The organism is Lysobacter helvus, from assembly GCF_018406645.1.
Classification (GTDB): domain Bacteria; phylum Pseudomonadota; class Gammaproteobacteria; order Xanthomonadales; family Xanthomonadaceae; genus Noviluteimonas; species Noviluteimonas caseinilytica.
The window spans coordinates 2169987-2186936 of sequence record NZ_AP024546.1 but is presented as its reverse complement, the minus strand read 5'-3'; the positions used below and the strand labels follow the sequence as shown (position 1 = coordinate 2186936).

Sequence of the window (16950 nt, the reverse complement as noted above, 5' to 3'; positions counted from 1 at the left end):
GCTGGGTCAACCTCGATGATATGGGTGGTTGGCGAGCAGCGCGTTCGCGCGATACAGCTGCTCCGCCAGCACCAGCCGCACCAGCATGTGCGGCAAGGTCAGCGCGCCGAGCGACCAGGTTTCATCGGCGCGCGCGATCACCTCGAGCGCGTGGCCTTCGGGCCCGCCGATCAAAAAGCACAGGTCCTTGCCCGCGCCGCGCCAATGCTCCATGCGCTGCGCGAGTTGTTCGGAAGACCATGCCTTCCCGCGGCCGTCGAGCGCGACGACCCACGCGCCTTTCGGGATCGCCGCGAGCACGCGTTGACCTTCATCGAACGTCGCGCGCACGGCATCGCGGCCCTTGCCGCGAATGCCGGGTTCGATTTCGACCAGGTCCAGCGGCAACCAGTGCGAGAGCCGCTTGCGGTATTCGGCGAATCCGTCGGCGACCCACGCGGGTGCGCGTTCGCCGACGGCGATCAACCTTGCCTTCAGGCGCTGCGGCCCGAGGCGAGCGCGTCGTCCTGTTCTTCCGGCGGCTGGTCGCCGACGGTCCACAGGCGTTCGAGCGCGTAGAACTCGCGCACGCGAGGCAGCATGACGTGGACGACCACGTCGCCGAGGTCGACCAGCACCCACTCCGCCTCGCGCTCGCCTTCCACGCCGAGCGGCATGCAGTCGAGCTTCTTGGCGTGGCGCACGACTTCGTCGGCGATCGACTTGACGTGGCGCGTGGAGGTGCCGGAGGCGATCACCAGGTGGTCGGTGACGCTGGTCTTGCCGCGGACGTCGATCTCGACGACATCCTTCGCTTTGAGTTCTTCGACGGCGTTGCGCACGTGTTGCAGCAGGACGTCGGTCGGCGGCGGCGGGTTGGGAAGACGGGTCTTGATGACTTGGGCGGCAGTGGTCAAGTGGTTAGGGCCCGGGCGGCCTGGTGGTGTTGGCGGCCGTGATTATACGGGCCCGTTCTCGGCCGCTGGCGTGAATGCGTCGGCATCCCGGGCCCGGCCGTCGTAGAGGCGGTGTTCCCGGATGAAGTCCGCCACCGGCGGTGGCACCCAGTCGGGCCAGCGGGGGTCGCCGGCCGCGATGCGCCGGCGCAGCTCGGTCGAGGACTCCGGCCGGGCCTGCGGCAGCGGGAATTCCGCGAACCCGCCGGCCGGCATGGAATGCAGCTGGCCCGGCAGGCACCAGCGCGGTTCGAGTTCGGCCTGCACCGCGGGGGCGCGGGCGGCCAGCACATCGCGTTCGATCGGGGCGCCCGGGCGCGCGATGGCCAGCAGGTGCGCAAGGTCGAAGAGTTCGCGCCAGCGGTGCCAGGCGGCGAGTTCGAACACCGAGTCGCCACCGACGATCCAGGCGATGGGCACGTGCGGGCCGACCTCGTCGCGCAATTCGCGCAGGGTGTCGAAGGTGTACGACGGGCCGGCGCGGCGCAGTTCGCGCCGGTCGACGTGCAAGCCGGGTTCGCCCTGCACCGCCAGTTCGAGCATGCGCGCGCGTTGCTTGGCGTCGGCGTGCGTCGGTCCCTTGTGCGGCGGATCGGCGGCGGGCAGCAGGAAGACATCGGCGTGCATCGCATCGCGCACCGCGCGGGCGATCGCGAGGTGGCCGGTGTGCACCGGATCGAACGTGCCGCCGTAGCAGAGCATCAGCGGCGTCACGCGTCAGCCCAGCAACCGCATCGCTTTGGGATTGGCGACGGCAAGCAGCACGCGTTCGAGCGCGATCCACGCATCCATCGGATCCTGGCCCCAGCGCGGGCGCCCCTTCGCGATGCGATCCACGCGCCCGGCTTCGGCGGCGAAGCGTTCCCAGCGCGCGGCGTCATGCCGCTGCAACGCGCGCGTGTACGCGGCCTGCTTCGAATCCCAGATGCGTTGCGCCTTGAACTCCGCGTTGAGGTTGCCGCCGCGCGCCTGCACGCGCGAGAGCGCCGCGGCGCGCTGCAATTCCATGCACACCATGCCGAGCAAGGCGGGCACCGCTTCGCCTTCGGACCGCAGCCCGTGCAGCATGCGCGACACCTGCGCGCCCTCGCCGTTCATCGCTGCATCGACGAGGCGGAACACGTCGTAGCGCGCCGAATCCGACACCAGCGCCTGCATCCGCGCCAGGTCGATCGTGTTGCCGTCGGCGAGCAACGCCAGCTTGTCGATTTCCTGCGCGGCGGCGAGCAAGTTGCCTTCGACGCGTTCGGCCAGCGCCTGCACCGCGTCGCGATCGGCGCGCAGGCCGCGCGCGCGCAGGCGGCGTTCGATCCAGTCGGGCAATTCGTGCGGCTTGATCGGCCAGGCGATCACCTGGTGGCCGATGCGGCCCAGCGCTTCGCTCCACTTGCCGCCGTGCTGGCGGCTCCAGTCGGCGCAGGTGACCAGCAGCACGACGTCGGGCGGCGGATTGGCCGCGAATTCGGTGAAGACTTCCGCGCCTTCCTTGCCCGGTTTGCCGGTGGGCATGCGCACTTCGACGACGCGGCGCGTCGCGAACAGGCCCGGCGCATTGAACGCGGCGGACAACGAATCCCAGTCGGGATCGCGGCCTTCGATGTCGAACACTTCGCGATCGCCGATGCCCTGCTCGCGCGCGGCGGCGCGGATGGCGTCGGCAGCTTCGAGGACGACGAGGGCTTCGGGCCCGGCGACGAGGTACGCGGGCCGCAGGGGCTCGGCCGCCAGTTGCGCCGCGAGCCGGTCCGGCCGGAGTTCGCTCATCGCACGCGCCGGCGCATGTTCAGTGCACCGTGGCCGGGTCGGCCGAGGCGCCGGCCTTGCTGTCGGCCTTGGGCTGCGTGGACAGCAGCGCGGCGCCGATGCGGCGTAGCATCGCGGTGCTCATCTCGCGGCGCAGTTCCTTCGCCAGCAGTTCGCGCTCGCTGGTCTTGCCGATCGAGTCGGCCGGCGGTGCGACGTAATCGCGCGACAGCTCCACGGCCTGCTGCGGCACGACGATCGTGCCTTCGGCGTCGACGAGGGCGAAGATCACCGCGTAGCGCAGGCTGAATTCCTGCGCGCGGCCCAGTTCGTCGATGCTGATCGGCGTGTCGCCCCAGCGCTCGGACAGGATCTGCAGCGTGGTGGCCTGCTCCATGTCGTCCGTGGCCGGCTGCACGCCGGCGCGCTGCAACGATTCGGACAGCGACTCGGCCAGCGGGCTGTACGGATCCGGCGCGACGATGCGCATCGGGGTGAGCTCGGGCGGCACGACGATCGCGTTGCGCAGGTGGAAACCGCAGGCGCTGCACAACAGGACGAGCGTGGCCAGGCCGGCGCCGCGGAACCACTTGGGAAGATTGGGCATGCGGCGGAGTCTGGACGAGGGGGCGGTGGCGGGCAAGGTCGGGCCAGCCATCACGCAGCCGCCACGATGTTGACGATCTTCCCCGGCACCACGATCACCTTGCGCACCTGCTGCCCTTCGAGGAAGCGCGCGACGTGGGGTTCGGCCAGGGCCGCGGCTTCGATCGCCTCGCGCGACGCGTCGGGTGCGACCTCGATGGTGCCGCGCAGCTTGCCGTTGACCTGCACGGCGATCGTCAATGCGTCGCGCACGAGCGCGGCGGGATCGGCCTTCGGGAACGGCACGTCTTCCAGCAACGTCTCCGCATGGCCCAGCGCCTGCCACAACGCGTGGCACACGTGCGGCGTGACCGGGTTGAGCAGCAGCACCATCGCCTGCAGCGCTTCGTGGCGCACGGCGCGGCCCTGGTCGCTCATGTCGTTGAACTTCGCGACGTGGTTGAGCAGTTCCATCAGTGCCGCGATCGCGGTGTTGAAGCTGTGGCGGCGGCCGTAGTCGTCGCCGACTTTCTGGATGGTTTCGTGCAACTGGCGGCGCAGGGTTTTCTGCGCGGCGTCCAGCGACGCGGGGTCGACTTCCGGATGGTCGGGCTGCGCGACATGCGTGAGCACTTCGCGCCAGAAGCGGCGCAGGAAGCGCGCCATGCCTTCGACGCCCGCCTCGTTCCACTCCAGCGATTGCTCGGGCGGTGCGGCGAACATCGAGAACAGGCGCACCGTGTCTGCGCCGAACTTGTCGACCATCGCCTGCGGATCGACGCCGTTGTTCTTCGACTTCGACATCTTCTCGATGCCGCCGATGTGCACCGGCTGGCCGTCGGACATCAGGCGCGCGCCGGTGATGCGGCTGCGTTCGTCGCGTTCGGTTTCCACGTCCGCGGGGTTGAACCACTCGCGGTGGCCCTGCGCGTCTTCGCGATAGAACGTCTCGGCGATCACCATGCCCTGGCACAGCAGGTTGGTGGCCGGTTCGTCGCTGTGCACCAGGCCTTCGTCGCGCAGGAGCTTGTGGTAGAAGCGGAAATACAGCAGGTGCAGGATCGCGTGCTCGATGCCGCCGATGTACTGGTCCACCGGCGTCCAGTAATCGGCGCGCGCATCCACCATGTCCGCGGCGCCCGGCGAGGTGTAGCGCGCGTAGTACCAGCTGGACTCCATGAAGGTGTCGAACGTGTCCGTCTCGCGCTCCGCCGGCCCGCCGCATTGCGGGCAGGTGGTCTTGCGCCATTCCGGATCGGACTTCAGCGGCGACTGCACGTGGCCCTTCGCGAAGGCATCGGCGACGTCTTCGGGCAGCACGACGGGCAACTGGTCTTCCGGCACCGGCACCGCATCGCACTTCGGGCAATAGATGACGGGGATCGGGCAGCCCCAGTAACGCTGGCGGCTGACGCCCCAGTCGCGCAGGCGGAAGTTCACGCGGCGCGCGCCGTGGCCTTCGGCCGCGAAGCGCGTGGCGAGCGCTTCGAACGCCTCGTCGTACTCCATGCCGTCGAACGGGCCGGAATTCACGAGGATGCCGCGCTCGGTGTACGCGCCTTCTTCCTGGATGCTGCGCTCGAAGCCTTCGAACACTTCCACCGCGGCGCGCGTGTCGTACACGTCGAGCGAACCGCCGCCGTGCAGCGCCGCGTTCATCGTGTCGTCGTCGTGCGCGGCGACGTGCTTGCCGATTTCCTCCAGCGCATCACGCACTTCCGGCGGCACGATCACCATGCGGATGGGCAGGCCGTAGGCGCGGGCGAATTCCCAGTCGCGCTGGTCGTGGCCCGGCACGGCCATCACCGCGCCGGTGCCGTAGCCCATCAGCACGAAGTTGGCGACGTAGACCGGCAGCGGCTCGCCCGTGATCGGGTGCAGCGCGCGCAGGCCGGTGTCCATGCCGCGCTTGGCCTGGGTTTCCAGTTCGGCTTCGGACACGCCGCCCTGCTTGAGTTCATCGATGAACGCGCGCAGCGCCGGATCGGATTCCGCGGCGCGCAACGCGAGCGGATGCTCGGCGGCGATGCTGACGAAGGTGACGCCCATCAGCGTGTCGGGGCGCGTGGTGAACACCGGCAGCGTGGCGTCGGTGCCTTCCACCTTGAAGGCGAACTCCAGGCCTTCGCTGCGGCCGATCCAGTTGCGCTGCATCGTGCGCACGGCATCGGGCCAGCCGTGCAGCGTGTCCAGGCCGTCGAGCAGTTCCTGTGCGTACGCGGTGATCTTCAGGAACCACTGCGGGATCTCGCGCTTCTCGACGATCGCGCCCGAACGCCAGCCGCGCCCGTCGATGACCTGTTCGTTGGCGAGCACGGTCTGGTCGACCGGATCCCAGTTGACGACCGAATTGCGGCGATACACCAGGCCTTTCTTGAGCAGGCGGGTGAACATGCGCTGCTCGTGGACGTAGTAGTCCGGGCGGCAGGTGGCGAACTCGCGGCTCCAGTCGATGGCGTAGCCCATCTGCTGCAGCTGCGCCTTCATGTGTTCGATGTTGGCGTAGGTCCACTTGGCCGGCGCCGTGCGGTTCTTGATCGCGGCGTTCTCGGCGGGCAGGCCGAAGGCATCCCAGCCCATCGGCTGCAGCACGTTGCGGCCGGTCATGCGCTGGTAGCGGCTGATGACGTCGCCGATCGTGTAGTTGCGCACGTGGCCCATGTGCAGCGCGCCCGAGGGGTACGGCAGCATCGAGAGGCAGTAGAACTTCGGGCGCGGATCGTCTTCGCGCACTTCGAAGGCGCGCAGGCCGGTCCAGTAGCGCTGCGCGGCGGGCTCGAGCGCGGCGGGGTCGTAGGCCGGCACGTCGTGGCGGGGATCGGGGGTCGTGCCGGGCACGGCGGGAGCGGACATCGGCTGCCAGGGGGAATGCGAAACGGGGCCTGAAAGCCTAGCAGAGACCACCCTGCCGGAAGTGCCCCGCACCACCGCCACGTCCGCGCCGGATGCGCAGTCCCTATCGTGCGGTCGCTTCCTCCCCCATGTTTCCATGATGTCCCTCGCGATCCAGACCCGTGGCCTCACCCGCCTGTTCCCCGGCGGCCACGGGGTGCAGGACCTCGACCTGTCGGTGCCCGCCGGTGCGATCTTCGGATTCCTCGGGCCCAACGGCGCCGGCAAGACCACCACCATCCGCCTCCTCCTCGGCCTGCTGCGGCCGCAGCGGGGCGAGGTGGCGCTGCACGGCCACGCGCTGCACGCCACGCCGCGCACCGCGCTGGCGCAGGTGGGCGCGCTGGTGGAATCGCCCGCGCTGCACCCGCACCTCAGCGGCCGCCGCAACCTGGAAGTCACGCGCCGCCTGCTCGGTGCGCCGCACGCGCGCATCGACGAGGTGCTGCTGGTCACCGGCATGCGCGAGGCCGCCGACCGCACGGTGCGCGACTACTCGCTCGGCATGCGCCAGCGGCTGGCCATCGCGCTGGCGCTGCTGGGGGCGCCGAAGCTGCTGATCCTCGACGAACCCGGCAACGGCCTGGACCCGGCCGGCATCGTCGACATGCGCCGCCTGCTGCGCAGCCTGGCCGCCGACCACGGCATCACGGTGTTCGTTTCCTCGCACCAGCTCGGCGAAGTGGAACAAGTCGCCAGCCACGTGGGGATGCTGCGCGAAGGCCGCCTGCGATTCCAGGGCACCGTCGGCGAATTGCGATCGCGCACCGCGCCAAGGATCCTGCTGCGGGCGGATGACCTGTCGCGCGCGGCGACGTTGCTTGCGAACGCGGGCGAAATCGTCGATCCGATCGATGCGGAAACCCTCGCCATCGCGCTCGGCGCACGCCAGGAAGCGGAACTCAACCGGATGCTCGTCGAAGGCGGACTGCAGGTCTCGCATCTCGTGCGCGAGCAACCCTCCCTCGAATCGTTGTTCTTCCAGTTGGCGCACGCATGACCGCCCTCGCCCGCACGCTGTCCGCCGAAGTCCTCAAGCTGCGCGGCACGCTCGCCTCGTGGATGTGCGTGATCGCGCCGCTGCTGGTCGTCACCTTGTATGTGCTGCAAATGAGCTTCATCGACTACGGGCATCGGCCCGTCGCGCCGCCGGCGCAGGCGTGGTCGATGTTCGCGCAGAGTGCGATGGTGATGTGGGCGTTGTTGATGCTGCCCTTGTTCGTGACGTTGCAGGCGGCGTTGCTGGCGGGGCTGGAACACGGGCCGGATCGCTGGAAGCACTTGCTCGCCTTGCCGTTGCCGCGCAGCGCGCATTACCTGGCGAAGACGCTGGTGCTGGCGGCGATGGTGGCGTTCGCCACCATGTCGATGGTCGTGCTGGTGCCGATCGGCGGCGCGGTGCTGGGGTGGGTGCAACCGAAGTCCGGCATCGCCGGCGCGCCGCCGTGGGACTTGCTGGTCTCGCGCAGCCTGGCGTGCACGGCGGCGGCGATGCTGATCGTCGCGCTGCACACGTGGGCGTCGATCCGCTGGCGCAGCTTCACGGTCGCGGTGTCGTTCGGGATGACGGCGACGGTGGCGGGGTTCCTCATCGGCCAGTCGGCGCGCTTCGGGAAGTTCTACCCCTGGAGCCTGCCGCTGCAGGTGCATGCGGCGGACGGGCGCTTCACGACGTGGGCGGTGACGGCGGGACTGGTGGGCGGGCTCCTCGTCACGACGGCCGGGGCGATCGCGTTTGCGCGGCGCGAGGTGCAATAAGCGGATGCGATTGGCGATACTCCGCGCCATGGACAACGAATGGCCCGGCTACGTCGCCGCAACGCTTACGACGGTTGCATTCCTCCCGCAGACGATCAAGACGATCCGCACGCGCGACACCCGCAGCATCTCGCTGGGGATGTACGTGGTGTTCACCATCGGCGTGGCGTTCTGGCTCGCGTACGGGATCGTGCTGCATTCGTGGCCGATGATCCTGGCCAACATCGTGACGTTCGGGTTGTCGACGACGATCCTGGTGTTGAAGGTGCGGTATCGGTAGAGCGCGTGTAGGAAAACCCTGACCCCACGACGCGCAATCCCCCGACAGACCCGGCGCGGACGCGCGCATAACGTGACGACTCCCACCACGCAAAGGAGTCGCCCATGCAATTGCCTTTCCGTTCCCTGGTCCTCGTCGCAGGCACGCTGCTGGCGTCGGGCACCGCCTCCACCGCGTCGGCCAGCGGGCACATCACGTTCTTCGGCGAACTCACGGCCGCCACGTGCTTCGTGCATGGCGTGGACAAGCCGGACGTCTCCGGCAACTTCAGCGTCAACCTGCCTACGCTCAGCGCCCCGCAGCTCGAACACGTCGGCGTGGCCGCCGGCCATACGCGCTTCGGCCTGCAGCTCAGGGACTGCACGGGCACCAACCCGGTGCAGGCCTTCTTCGAGGCCGGGCCGTTCATGGACACGGTCAACAACACGATCCGGCCCACCAACGACGGGCCCATCCACTTCGCGTTGTTCGACGAGGAAGGCCGCGCGATCCGGATCGGCGACCTCACCTCGCAATCGGCCGCCCGCCAGTACCAGCCCAACGAACGCATGTTCTTCGACGTGGCCTACGTTCGCGTCGCGCCGGGTCCGATCACGCCGGGCGCGTTCACCGGGCTGGTCACCTACTCGCTGATGTACCGCTGAGCCGGATGGTCCGGCGCGGCGGGCCGCGCCGGGCCTTGGAGACGACATGCGTTGCCTCTTCCTGATCGTCGCGGCGCTGGCCGCGTGCGCAGTGCTGCCCGCGCGTCCCGCCGTTGCGAGCGTCGTCGTGTCCGCGACGCGCGTCGTGCACGAAGGCGACGCGCGCGACGCCAGCATCCGCCTGACCAACAAGCGCAATGGTCCTGCGCTCGTGGAAGTGTGGGTGGAACGCGCAGCGGTGGACGCCGCGCCGGGCCAGCCGCCCGCGTTCGTGCCGGAGCCCCCGTTGTTCCGCATCGAATCGGGCCGCGGGCAGGTCGTGCGGTTGCAGCGCACGCAAGCCCCGTTGCCGGCGGACCGCGAATCGCTGTTCTGGCTGCACGTCCTCGACGTGCCGCCCAATCCCGTCGACGCGGCGGACGCCCGGCTGAAGATCGCCGTGCGCAGTCGCCTCAAGCTGTTCCATCGGCCCGACGGATTGGCCGGCTCCGCGGCGAAGGCGCCGGATCGCCTGCAATGGGAGTTGCAGGCCAACGCCGCGGGATCGCCGGTGTTGCGCATCCGCAATCCCACGGCATTCCACGTCACCATCGCCACCATCGGCGACGACGTGCTGGCGATGAACGGGGAGATGGTGGCGCCGTTCGATGTGCTGGCGTTCCCGCTCGATGGCGAGCGCGCCAAGGCTTGGCAGCCAGGCCATGCGGTGCGCTTCGCGTTCATCAACGATGCCGGCGGCGAGGAAGTCCGCACGGCGCGCATCGCCAGCGCCGTGCCGTGATCCGCGGGGCGCGTGCGGGCCTGGCCGTTGCGCTCGTGCATGCAATCGGCAGCGTGCACGCGGGAGACGTGCCGCACGCCACGTTCGATGCGGGTGCGTTGCGTCGCACCGCGCACGGACTGGTCGATGTGTCGCGCTTCGAACAGGGAATGCCGGCACCGGTCGGCCTCCACGAGGTCGAACTGCGCCGCAACGGGCAACCGCTCGGGCGACAACGCGTGCGCTTCGCCGCGGGCGCGACGCGCGCGACGTCGACCCCGTGCATGGACACGGCGGTGCTGCGCCGCCTGGATCTCGCAGCGGGCACGACGCCCCCGCCGCCCGCGACCTCGGACGCGTGCGTTCCCATCGATGCGCTCGTCCCCGGCGCAACCGCACACTACGACGGTGCCGAACTGATGCTGTCCTTCGACATCCCGCAGGCTGCGTTGGCGATGCGCGCCGACGACGCGATCGACCCTGCGCAGTGGGACGCCGGCATCGACGCGCTGCGCATCGACTACGGCGTCGCGTTCGGGCGTGCATCGCAGCCTGCCGCGGGGGCGCGCACGCGCACGGCGCTCCGGCTGGGGCTCGGTGCCAACGTGGGTGCGTGGCGGCTGCGCCATCGCACCACGCACGCGTGGCAATCCGATCGCCCGTCGCGCAAGGACACGTTGGGGACCACGCTCTCGACGGACGTCCCGTCGCTCGGCGCGCAGTTCCAGCTCGGCGACTTCCACACCAGCGGCGTGTTGTTCGACGCCGTCGGCGTGCGCGGCGTGCGACTGGAATCCGATGACCGCATGTTGCCGGTGTCGCTCGCGCGCTACGCGCCGGTCGTGCGCGGGGTGGCCGCGACGCGCGCGCGGGTGCAGGTGCGCCAGGGCGGCCACCTGCTTGCCGATACGTTCGTCGCGCCCGGCCCGTTCGCGCTGCGCGACCTGCAACCACTTGGCTATGGCGGCGCGTTCGATGTGCGCGTGCAGGAGGCGGATGGCGCGGTGCAGGTGTATTCGGTCCCGTACGCGGCCATCCCGGGGTTGTTGCGGCAGGGGCAGGCGCGTTTCAGCGTGGTGGCGGGCAACATCGATGCGGCGATGTCTGCGCCTCCCTTCATGCAAGGCACCTTCCAGCGCGGCGTGCGGGACCGCGTCACGCTGCAGTTCGGTGCGCAACTTGCACCGGATTACCTGCAGGCGCTTGGTGGCGCGGCGATCTCCACCGCTGTCGGTGCGTTTTCAATCGATCGTGCGCATTCGCGCATGGCGCAGGGCCCCGACGAGTTGCGCGGCGCGAGCTTGCGGCTTGCCTACACAGGCCAGGTGCCTGCGACGGACACAACGATCGGCGTCGCCGCCTGGCGGCACGGCAACCGCGCCTTCCGCACCGTGCAGGACGCGTTGCACCAGCGCGACGCCATCCGCATGGGCGCGCACATCGCAGAACCGAGATCGCGCGAGCGTTCCCGCATCGACCTCGCGCTGCAGCAGCGCCTCGGCCGCACCGGTGACGCCCTCTTCGCGACGCTGGCCCACGGCGCCGATCACGCCGGTCGTGCACGCAGCAGCGCGCAACTCGCCTACACCGCGCGCATCGGCCGCGGCACGATGCACGCCGCCTGGGTCCGCACCTTGCGGAACGCCCTCGGCGCCAACGATTCAAGCGCGTCCCTCGTGTTCTCCGTTCCCTTGTCCACGTCGCGCGCGCGCCACGCGCTGCAGGTGCAATGGCGCGATGGCGGCGGCGCGGGTACGACGGGAGTTGCGGCCACAGGTCAGTTGTTCGAATCCGGCAACACCGCTTACGCGCTCGGTATCTCGACCACGCAGCACACCGGCGCCACGGCGATGGCGCGCGATGCGAGCCTGTCGCATGCCACGGGCGTCGGGATATTCGCCGTCGGCGCCAGCGCCAGCGGTGCAGCACGCCAGCAATCGGCGACCGCCGACGGCGCGCTGGTCATGCATCGATACGGTGTGACAGCGGCCCCCCCGCTCGGCGACACCCTCGCGCTGGTGCGTGCACGCGACGGCCACGGCGCACGCGTGGCGGGACATGCGCACGTCCGCCTCGATCGCCACGGCCACGCGCTCGTGCCCGCGCTGCCCGCCTATCGCGCATCGCAAGTCGGTGTGGATCCCGGCGAGGCCGCCCCCGATGTGCATTTCGCCTGGACGGAATCGCGCGTCGTCCCGCGCGCCGGCGCGATCGTCGACGTGCTGCTGCCGACCACCCGCGCGCGCACCGCCTGGCTGCGCCCGCTGCAACCCGATGGCACGCCGTTGCCGTTCGGCACCGACCTCACCGATGCGGCGGGCGCATCGCTCGGCACGATCGGACGCGACGGCGCCGCGCTCGTCCGCATCGCCGCGGACACGACCGCGATCGACGCGCGCTGGCACGCCCCCGAACCCATGCATTGCCGCATCCCCGTCGATGCGCCGGGCCCGCTTCCCGCCGAACCACGCGACGTCCGCTGCGAGGAGGTACACGCCCGCGACTGAGCCGCATGGACACCGGCCTCATGCCCCCATGCTAGCGTTCGGCCTTGCCACGCCCCGCGCGCGACCCCATGTGGTCGCCCTCTGCAAGCCGCCGCGAGCCCCCATGTCCACTTCCGCTCTCTCCAATCCCCACGTCTTCGACGCCACCGCCGACACGTTCGAAGCCGAGGTGCTGCAGGCATCGCTGCAGGCGCCCGTGCTCGTCGACTTCTGGGCCGAATGGTGCGGCCCGTGCAAGGCGCTCGGACCGATCCTCGAAAAGCTCGCCACCGAATACAACGGCGCGTTCCGCCTGGCCAAGGTGGACGTCGACAAGGAACAGCAGCTCGCCGCCGCGTTCCAGGTGCGCTCCATCCCCACCGTGTACCTGGTGAAGGACGGCCAGCTCGTCGACGGATTCCCCGGCGCGTTGCCGGAAGGCCAGCTGCGCGAATTCCTGCAGCACCACGGCGTCACGCCCGCAGCCGCGAGCGAAGACGCACCGGTCGAAGCCGAAGCCCCGCCCGCGCCGCCCGCCGATCCGCACGCCGAGGTGATGCGCCTGCGCAAGGCGATCGAGGCCGAACCCGACAAATCGGAACACAAGCTCGACCTCGCCCTCGCCCTGCTGCAGACCGGCAATGCGCGCGAAGCCGAACAACACCTCGACGGCCTGCCCGCCAACCTCGCGCAGGACGCGCGCGCGATCCGTGCGCGCGCGCAACTCGGGTTCGCGTCGCTGCTGCAGGACGCCCCCGCACCGCAGGTGCTCGAAGCCGCCATCGCCGCCAACCCCGACGACCTGCGCGCGCGCCACCTGCTCGGCGTGCATCGCATCGTCGCCGGCGACGCCGAAGCCGGCCTCGAACAATTCCTCGAAATGCTGCGCCGCAACCGCCAGTACGAGGACGGCCTGCCGCGCAAGGCGTTGCTCGATGCGTTCCAGGTGGTCGGCGACGAAGACCTCGTCGGCCGCTATCGCCGCCGCATGGCGTCGCTGCTCCTGGTCTGAACGCGCGCCCCGCGGCGCGGCCGTTCCGCGCCGCACCAATACGTCCGCGTACGCACACGCACGCGTGAAGACGCCCTTCACGCGAAAAGCGCGACGTTTTGCGCCGGCCGGCCCCCAACCGCTCGCTGAATGGTTCTGCGATGCGCGTGCCGCCGGTGATGCGCCGCATTCCGCAATCAAGCTCGGCGGCGTATTCTCCGGCCACGGATAAGGGGACCGTACTGGATGAACGTGGAGACGTCGCACAACGACGCTGCCAATGCCATGCCGCGCATCGCCGGTTATCGCCTCCTGCGCGAAATCGGCCAGGGCGGCATGTCCACGGTGTACCTGGCCGAACAGGAGTCGCTCGATCGCAAGGTTGCCGTGAAGGTGATGCTGCCCGAAGCGCTGGCCGATGAAGTGAGCCGCCGCCGCTTCGAGAACGAAGCCCGCACCATCGCCCGCCTCGACCATCCGAACATCGTCGGCATCTACGACGTCGGCCGCACCAAGGACGACCTGCCCTATTACGCGATGCCGTACCTCGGCCGCGGACACCTCGGCACGCGCATCACGCGCCAGCACGGCATCTCGCACGACCAGACGCGCATCATCGCCACCCTGCGCGCGTTGCTCGAAGCCCTCGACTACGCGCACGTGCGCGGCGTGGTGCATCGCGACGTCAAGGCGGAGAACGTGTTGTTCGACGACGCCGAGCGCCCGCAGCTCGCCGACTTCGGCATTGCCCTGCGCAAGGGCGTCAACCCGCGCCTCACGATGACCGGCCTCGCGGTCGGCAGCACGGCGTACATGCCGCCGGAACAGGCGCGCGGCGAAGAAGTCGACAGCCGCGCGGACCTGTACAGCATCGGCGTGCTCGCCTGGGAAATGCTCACCGGTTCGCTGCCCTTCAACGCCGGTGACGCGCTGTCGATGGCGGTGATGCACGCGAAGGATCCGATCCCGCGCCTGCCCGCCGAACTGATGCACTGGCAGCGCTTCATCGACCGCGCGATGTCCAAGTCGCCCGCCACGCGCTTCCGCAGCGCGCAGCAGATGCTCGAAGCACTCGATCGCATCGAGCGCGGCGGCTTCTCGTTCGAAGTGATCCAGTCGAACGCGGCCATGCTGATGCGCCGCATGCGCCAGATGCCGAAGCCGTTGATGATCGGCGGCGGGTTGCTGGCGGCGGCGATGATCGGCGTGGCGTTGCAGCACGATCCGGCCAACGCGATGGACAACTTCTTCCGCGTGCAGCCCGTGGCGACGTTGCCGACGATCCCGTCGGATCCGGTCGACCACATGCTCACGCCGCCGCCGGAATCCCCGGCGCAGGACTGGGTGACGCAAGGCCAGACGCAGCTCGCCGCGCGCAAGATCACCTCGCCCAAGGGCGACAACGCCTACGACAGCACGCTCGCCGCGTGGGACGCCGACCCGACGCACGAAGGCCTCGCGCCGCTCGTGATGGCGGTGGTCGGTGCGCTCGGCGACGAGATGGCCACGCGCCTGCGCCAGGGCGACGAAGACAAGGCGCGCGAATACCTCGATCGCGCGACGCAGATGGCCAACCGCACCGCGCCCGTCGGCACCGAAGCGCTGCGCGGCATGCATGACAAGGCCGCCGAGGCCTTGCGCCGCCGCATGGCCAACGCCGAGAACAAACGCGATCGCACCGACGCGTTGGCCACCGCCTCGCTGGCGAACGAATTCGCCGGCGACCAGGGCCTGGCCGATGCGTTGCGCGCGCGCGCCGAGAAGATCGCCACGCCCGTCGCGGCGGATGAAGTGGAACTGGTGGCCAATGCCGGCGCTGCGCCGACCGCCGTGCATGCCGTGACGCGCGCCGAATACGCGCGCTTCGCCGCCGCCACCGGTCGCCCGTCCGCGTTGTGCCGCGAAAAGCTGTCGCTGCTGCGCCTGGTCAAGCCGCGCGACTGGAAGACGCCGGGCTTCGAACAGACCGACGCGCAACCGGTCGTCTGCATCTCGTACGACGACGCCACCGCCTACGTGCACTGGGCCGCGCGCAACGGCCAGCACATGCGCCTGCCGAGCAGCAGCGAACTGCAGTCGATGCCGCCTTCGCCCGCGGGCGGTCGCAACGTGGCCGCCTGGCTGCGCGACGGCTCCATCGCCGGCACCGGCTGGCGGGGCCCGCGCCCGCGCACGATCGAGCGGTCGCGCGGGTACGACGACGTCGGCTTGCGCCTCGTGCGCGACTGAGGTCCTGCACTCCGCATCGCGGCTCTACAATGCGCCGCATGCGCAAAGCCCCCCGCCCCAGCCTCAAACGCCTGTTTCTCGCCGGCCTGCTCACCCTGTTGCCGATCTGGCTGACGTGGGTGGTGGTCAAGTTCGTGTTCGTGCTGTTGTCGGATACGAGCCGGCCGCTGATCGGTCCGTTGCTCGCCAACGCCGCCGCGGGTGATCCGCGCATGGCCTGGCTCGCCGATCCGTGGGTGATCACCGCCATCGCGCTGGTTGCTACGCTCGCTGTGATCCTGCTCTCCGGCTTCATGGCGCAACGCGTCGTCGGCCAGACGCTGCTCGGGTGGTTCGAAGGCCTGGTCAAGCGCATCCCGCTGGCCAACACGATCTACGGCAGCGCGCGCCAGCTGCTCGACATCCTGCAAACCAAGCCCGACGGCACGCAGCGCGTGGTGCTGATCGATTTCCCGCACAAGGAAATGAAGACGCTCGGCTTCGTCACCAAGGTGATGCGCGAGGAAGGCACCGGGCGCGAACTGGCCGCGGTGTACGTGCCCACCACGCCCAACCCGACATCCGGTTACCTGGAGATCGTGCCCGTGGAGAAGATGACGCCCACCGACTGGACGGTGGACCAGGCGATGAGCTTCATCATTTCCGGTGGCGCGGTGTCGCCGGACACGATTCCGTTCACGCCCTCGGGCGCGACGCAGCAAGACGCCTTGCCGCGCGCATGAGCACGCCGGCAGCGGAAGTCGAAGTCCAGCGTCTCGAAACCGCGGCCAAGTTCGCCGCCACCCACCCGCTCGCCGATCGCGCGACGAAATTGTTCATCGCGCTCGCCGCGTTCTTCTGCGTCAACGCGGTGCTCGCCGAGTTCATCGGCGTCAAGATCTTCGCGCTCGAAGACACGCTCGGGATCAACCCGTTCCAGTGGAACCTGTTCGGGCAGCAAGGCTCGCTGAGTTTCACCGCCGGCACGCTGCTGTGGCCGATGGTCTTCATCTTCACCGACGTCATCAATGAATTCTTCGGGCGCCGCGGCGTGCGGATGATTTCGTGGATCGCGGTGGTGCTGATCGTGTACGGCTTCGCGTTCGCGTTCGCCGCCATCTCGCTCGCGCCCGCCGGCTGGTGGGTGAGCGCCGCGCAATCGCAGGGCGTGCCGGATTACCAGGCCGCGTTCGCCGCGGTGTTCGGGCAGGGCCTGTGGACGATCGGCGGCTCGGTGATCGCGTTCCTGATAGGCCAGCTGATCGACGTCTCCGTGTTCCACCACATCCGCAGGCGCACCGGTGGCCGCCACGTGTGGTTGCGCGCGACGGGCTCCACTGCGGTGTCGCAACTGGTGGACAGCTTCGTCGTGTTGTACATCGCCTTCGTGATTGGCCCGCAGCACTGGCCGATCTCGCTGTTCCTCGCGGTGAGCACCGTGAACTACGCGTACAAGATGCTGGCGGCGATCGTGCTGATCCCGCTGATCTACATCGCGAAGGGCGCGATCGTCCGGTACCTCGGTGAAGCGCGGGCGGACGCGTTGCGCGAGGCCGCGGCCGCGGCTTGATGCGCGCGATGCGAATCGTCGACATCGCGGCCTTGGCGAAATTGCAGCGCTGCGACTGACTTCACCGCGACATCGCAGAGCAATCGCGCGCACGTCGC

16 protein-coding genes are annotated in these 16950 nt (G+C 69.6%); 10 read left to right on the top strand and 6 right to left on the bottom strand.

All coding sequences use genetic code 11. From position 1 onward, the window contains the following. Positions 1–6: 6 nt before the first annotated feature. From rlmH to leuS, 6 genes are read right to left on the bottom strand one after another with little or no spacing between them, the layout of a single operon-like run. On the bottom strand, positions 7–477 hold the full coding sequence (gene rlmH, locus LYSHEL_RS10650; protein WP_213437784.1) for a 23S rRNA (pseudouridine(1915)-N(3))-methyltransferase RlmH: 471 nt from the start codon (positions 475–477) through the stop codon (positions 7–9). Continuing rightward, positions 474–896: a ribosome silencing factor gene (rsfS, locus tag LYSHEL_RS10645; RefSeq protein ID WP_213434018.1), complete on the bottom strand. Its 423-nt coding sequence runs from the start codon at positions 894–896 to the stop codon at positions 474–476. The genes rlmH and rsfS overlap by 4 nt, the downstream gene beginning before the upstream one ends. Before the next feature lie 42 nt (positions 897–938). Then, entirely contained in the window at positions 939–1649 is a 711-nt protein-coding gene (gene nadD / locus LYSHEL_RS10640) for a nicotinate-nucleotide adenylyltransferase (protein ID WP_213434017.1), read from the bottom strand. A 3-nt stretch (positions 1650–1652) separates the two neighbouring features. Then, positions 1653–2699 (bottom strand): DNA polymerase III subunit delta, encoded by a 1047-nt coding sequence (gene holA / locus LYSHEL_RS10635; protein ID WP_213434016.1) that lies wholly within the window; start codon positions 2697–2699, stop codon positions 1653–1655. Between the two features lie 19 nt (positions 2700–2718). Continuing rightward, positions 2719–3285: an LPS-assembly lipoprotein LptE gene (locus LYSHEL_RS10630; protein ID WP_213434015.1), complete on the bottom strand. Its 567-nt coding sequence runs from the start codon at positions 3283–3285 to the stop codon at positions 2719–2721. 50 nt (positions 3286–3335) lie between these two features. Then, positions 3336–6116: a leucine--tRNA ligase gene (gene leuS / locus LYSHEL_RS10625; protein ID WP_213434014.1), complete on the bottom strand. Its 2781-nt coding sequence runs from the start codon at positions 6114–6116 to the stop codon at positions 3336–3338. Between the two features lie 136 nt (positions 6117–6252). Here leuS and LYSHEL_RS10620 point away from each other — a divergent pair, with 136 nt between their 5' ends. The 10 genes from LYSHEL_RS10620 to LYSHEL_RS10575 all read left to right on the top strand — a co-directional run bounded on the left by LYSHEL_RS10620 (position 6253) and on the right by LYSHEL_RS10575 (position 16852). Further along, positions 6253–7155, top strand: a complete 903-nt coding sequence (locus LYSHEL_RS10620) for an ATP-binding cassette domain-containing protein (protein ID WP_244858514.1) — start codon at positions 6253–6255, stop codon at positions 7153–7155. Continuing rightward, positions 7152–7913 carry an ABC transporter permease gene (locus tag LYSHEL_RS10615; protein WP_213434013.1) on the top strand — a complete coding sequence of 254 codons (762 nt, stop codon included), beginning with the start codon at positions 7152–7154 and terminating at the stop codon, positions 7911–7913. The genes LYSHEL_RS10620 and LYSHEL_RS10615 overlap by 4 nt, the downstream gene beginning before the upstream one ends. Positions 7914–7941: 28 nt before the next feature. After that, positions 7942–8193 (top strand): SemiSWEET transporter, encoded by a 252-nt coding sequence (locus LYSHEL_RS10610; RefSeq protein ID WP_213434012.1) that lies wholly within the window; start codon positions 7942–7944, stop codon positions 8191–8193. Between the two features lie 104 nt (positions 8194–8297). Next, the gene (locus LYSHEL_RS10605) at positions 8298–8837 is read left to right on the top strand and encodes a fimbrial protein (RefSeq protein WP_213434011.1); all 540 of its coding nucleotides are present in this window, start codon (positions 8298–8300) and stop codon (positions 8835–8837) included. Positions 8838–8883: 46 nt separating this feature from the next. Next, positions 8884–9618, top strand: a complete 735-nt coding sequence (locus tag LYSHEL_RS10600; RefSeq protein WP_213434010.1) for a fimbrial biogenesis chaperone — start codon at positions 8884–8886, stop codon at positions 9616–9618. A 68-nt stretch (positions 9619–9686) separates the two neighbouring features. Then, complete coding sequence (locus tag LYSHEL_RS10595) at positions 9687–12104, top strand: fimbria/pilus outer membrane usher protein (RefSeq protein WP_213498419.1); 2418 nt, start codon at positions 9687–9689, stop codon at positions 12102–12104. A gap of 103 nt (positions 12105–12207) precedes the next feature. Next, positions 12208–13095 carry a thioredoxin gene (trxA, locus tag LYSHEL_RS10590; protein ID WP_213434008.1) on the top strand — a complete coding sequence of 296 codons (888 nt, stop codon included), beginning with the start codon at positions 12208–12210 and terminating at the stop codon, positions 13093–13095. A 225-nt stretch (positions 13096–13320) separates the two neighbouring features. Further along, positions 13321–15303: a bifunctional serine/threonine-protein kinase/formylglycine-generating enzyme family protein gene (locus LYSHEL_RS10585; RefSeq protein ID WP_213434007.1), complete on the top strand. Its 1983-nt coding sequence runs from the start codon at positions 13321–13323 to the stop codon at positions 15301–15303. Between the two features lie 38 nt (positions 15304–15341). Beyond that, the gene (locus LYSHEL_RS10580) at positions 15342–16025 is read left to right on the top strand and encodes a DUF502 domain-containing protein (RefSeq protein ID WP_244858512.1); all 684 of its coding nucleotides are present in this window, start codon (positions 15342–15344) and stop codon (positions 16023–16025) included. Beyond that, entirely contained in the window at positions 16022–16852 is an 831-nt protein-coding gene (locus LYSHEL_RS10575; protein WP_213434005.1) for a queuosine precursor transporter, read from the top strand. Before LYSHEL_RS10580 ends, LYSHEL_RS10575 begins: the two co-directional genes overlap by 4 nt. The last annotated feature ends 98 nt before the right edge of the window (positions 16853–16950 follow it).

Bases quoted from the DNA above. Each gene is read 5' to 3' on its own strand.
- LYSHEL_RS10620 (WP_244858514.1), top strand. From the start codon at position 6,253: ATGATGTCCCTCGCGATCCAGACCCGTGGCCTCACCCGCCTGTTCCCC.
- holA (WP_213434016.1), bottom strand. From the start codon at position 2,699: ATGAGCGAACTCCGGCCGGACCGGCTCGCGGCGCAACTGGCGGCCGAG.
- leuS (WP_213434014.1), bottom strand. From the start codon at position 6,116: ATGTCCGCTCCCGCCGTGCCCGGCACGACCCCCGATCCCCGCCACGAC.
- LYSHEL_RS10600 (WP_213434010.1), top strand. From the start codon at position 8,884: ATGCGTTGCCTCTTCCTGATCGTCGCGGCGCTGGCCGCGTGCGCAGTG.
- LYSHEL_RS10615 (WP_213434013.1), top strand. From the start codon at position 7,152: ATGACCGCCCTCGCCCGCACGCTGTCCGCCGAAGTCCTCAAGCTGCGC.
- LYSHEL_RS10585 (WP_213434007.1), top strand. From the start codon at position 13,321: ATGAACGTGGAGACGTCGCACAACGACGCTGCCAATGCCATGCCGCGC.
- LYSHEL_RS10575 (WP_213434005.1), top strand. From the start codon at position 16,022: ATGAGCACGCCGGCAGCGGAAGTCGAAGTCCAGCGTCTCGAAACCGCG.
- LYSHEL_RS10610 (WP_213434012.1), top strand. From the start codon at position 7,942: ATGGACAACGAATGGCCCGGCTACGTCGCCGCAACGCTTACGACGGTT.
- LYSHEL_RS10605 (WP_213434011.1), top strand. From the start codon at position 8,298: ATGCAATTGCCTTTCCGTTCCCTGGTCCTCGTCGCAGGCACGCTGCTG.
- LYSHEL_RS10580 (WP_244858512.1), top strand. From the start codon at position 15,342: ATGCGCAAAGCCCCCCGCCCCAGCCTCAAACGCCTGTTTCTCGCCGGC.
- LYSHEL_RS10630 (WP_213434015.1), bottom strand. From the start codon at position 3,285: ATGCCCAATCTTCCCAAGTGGTTCCGCGGCGCCGGCCTGGCCACGCTC.
- trxA (WP_213434008.1), top strand. From the start codon at position 12,208: ATGTCCACTTCCGCTCTCTCCAATCCCCACGTCTTCGACGCCACCGCC.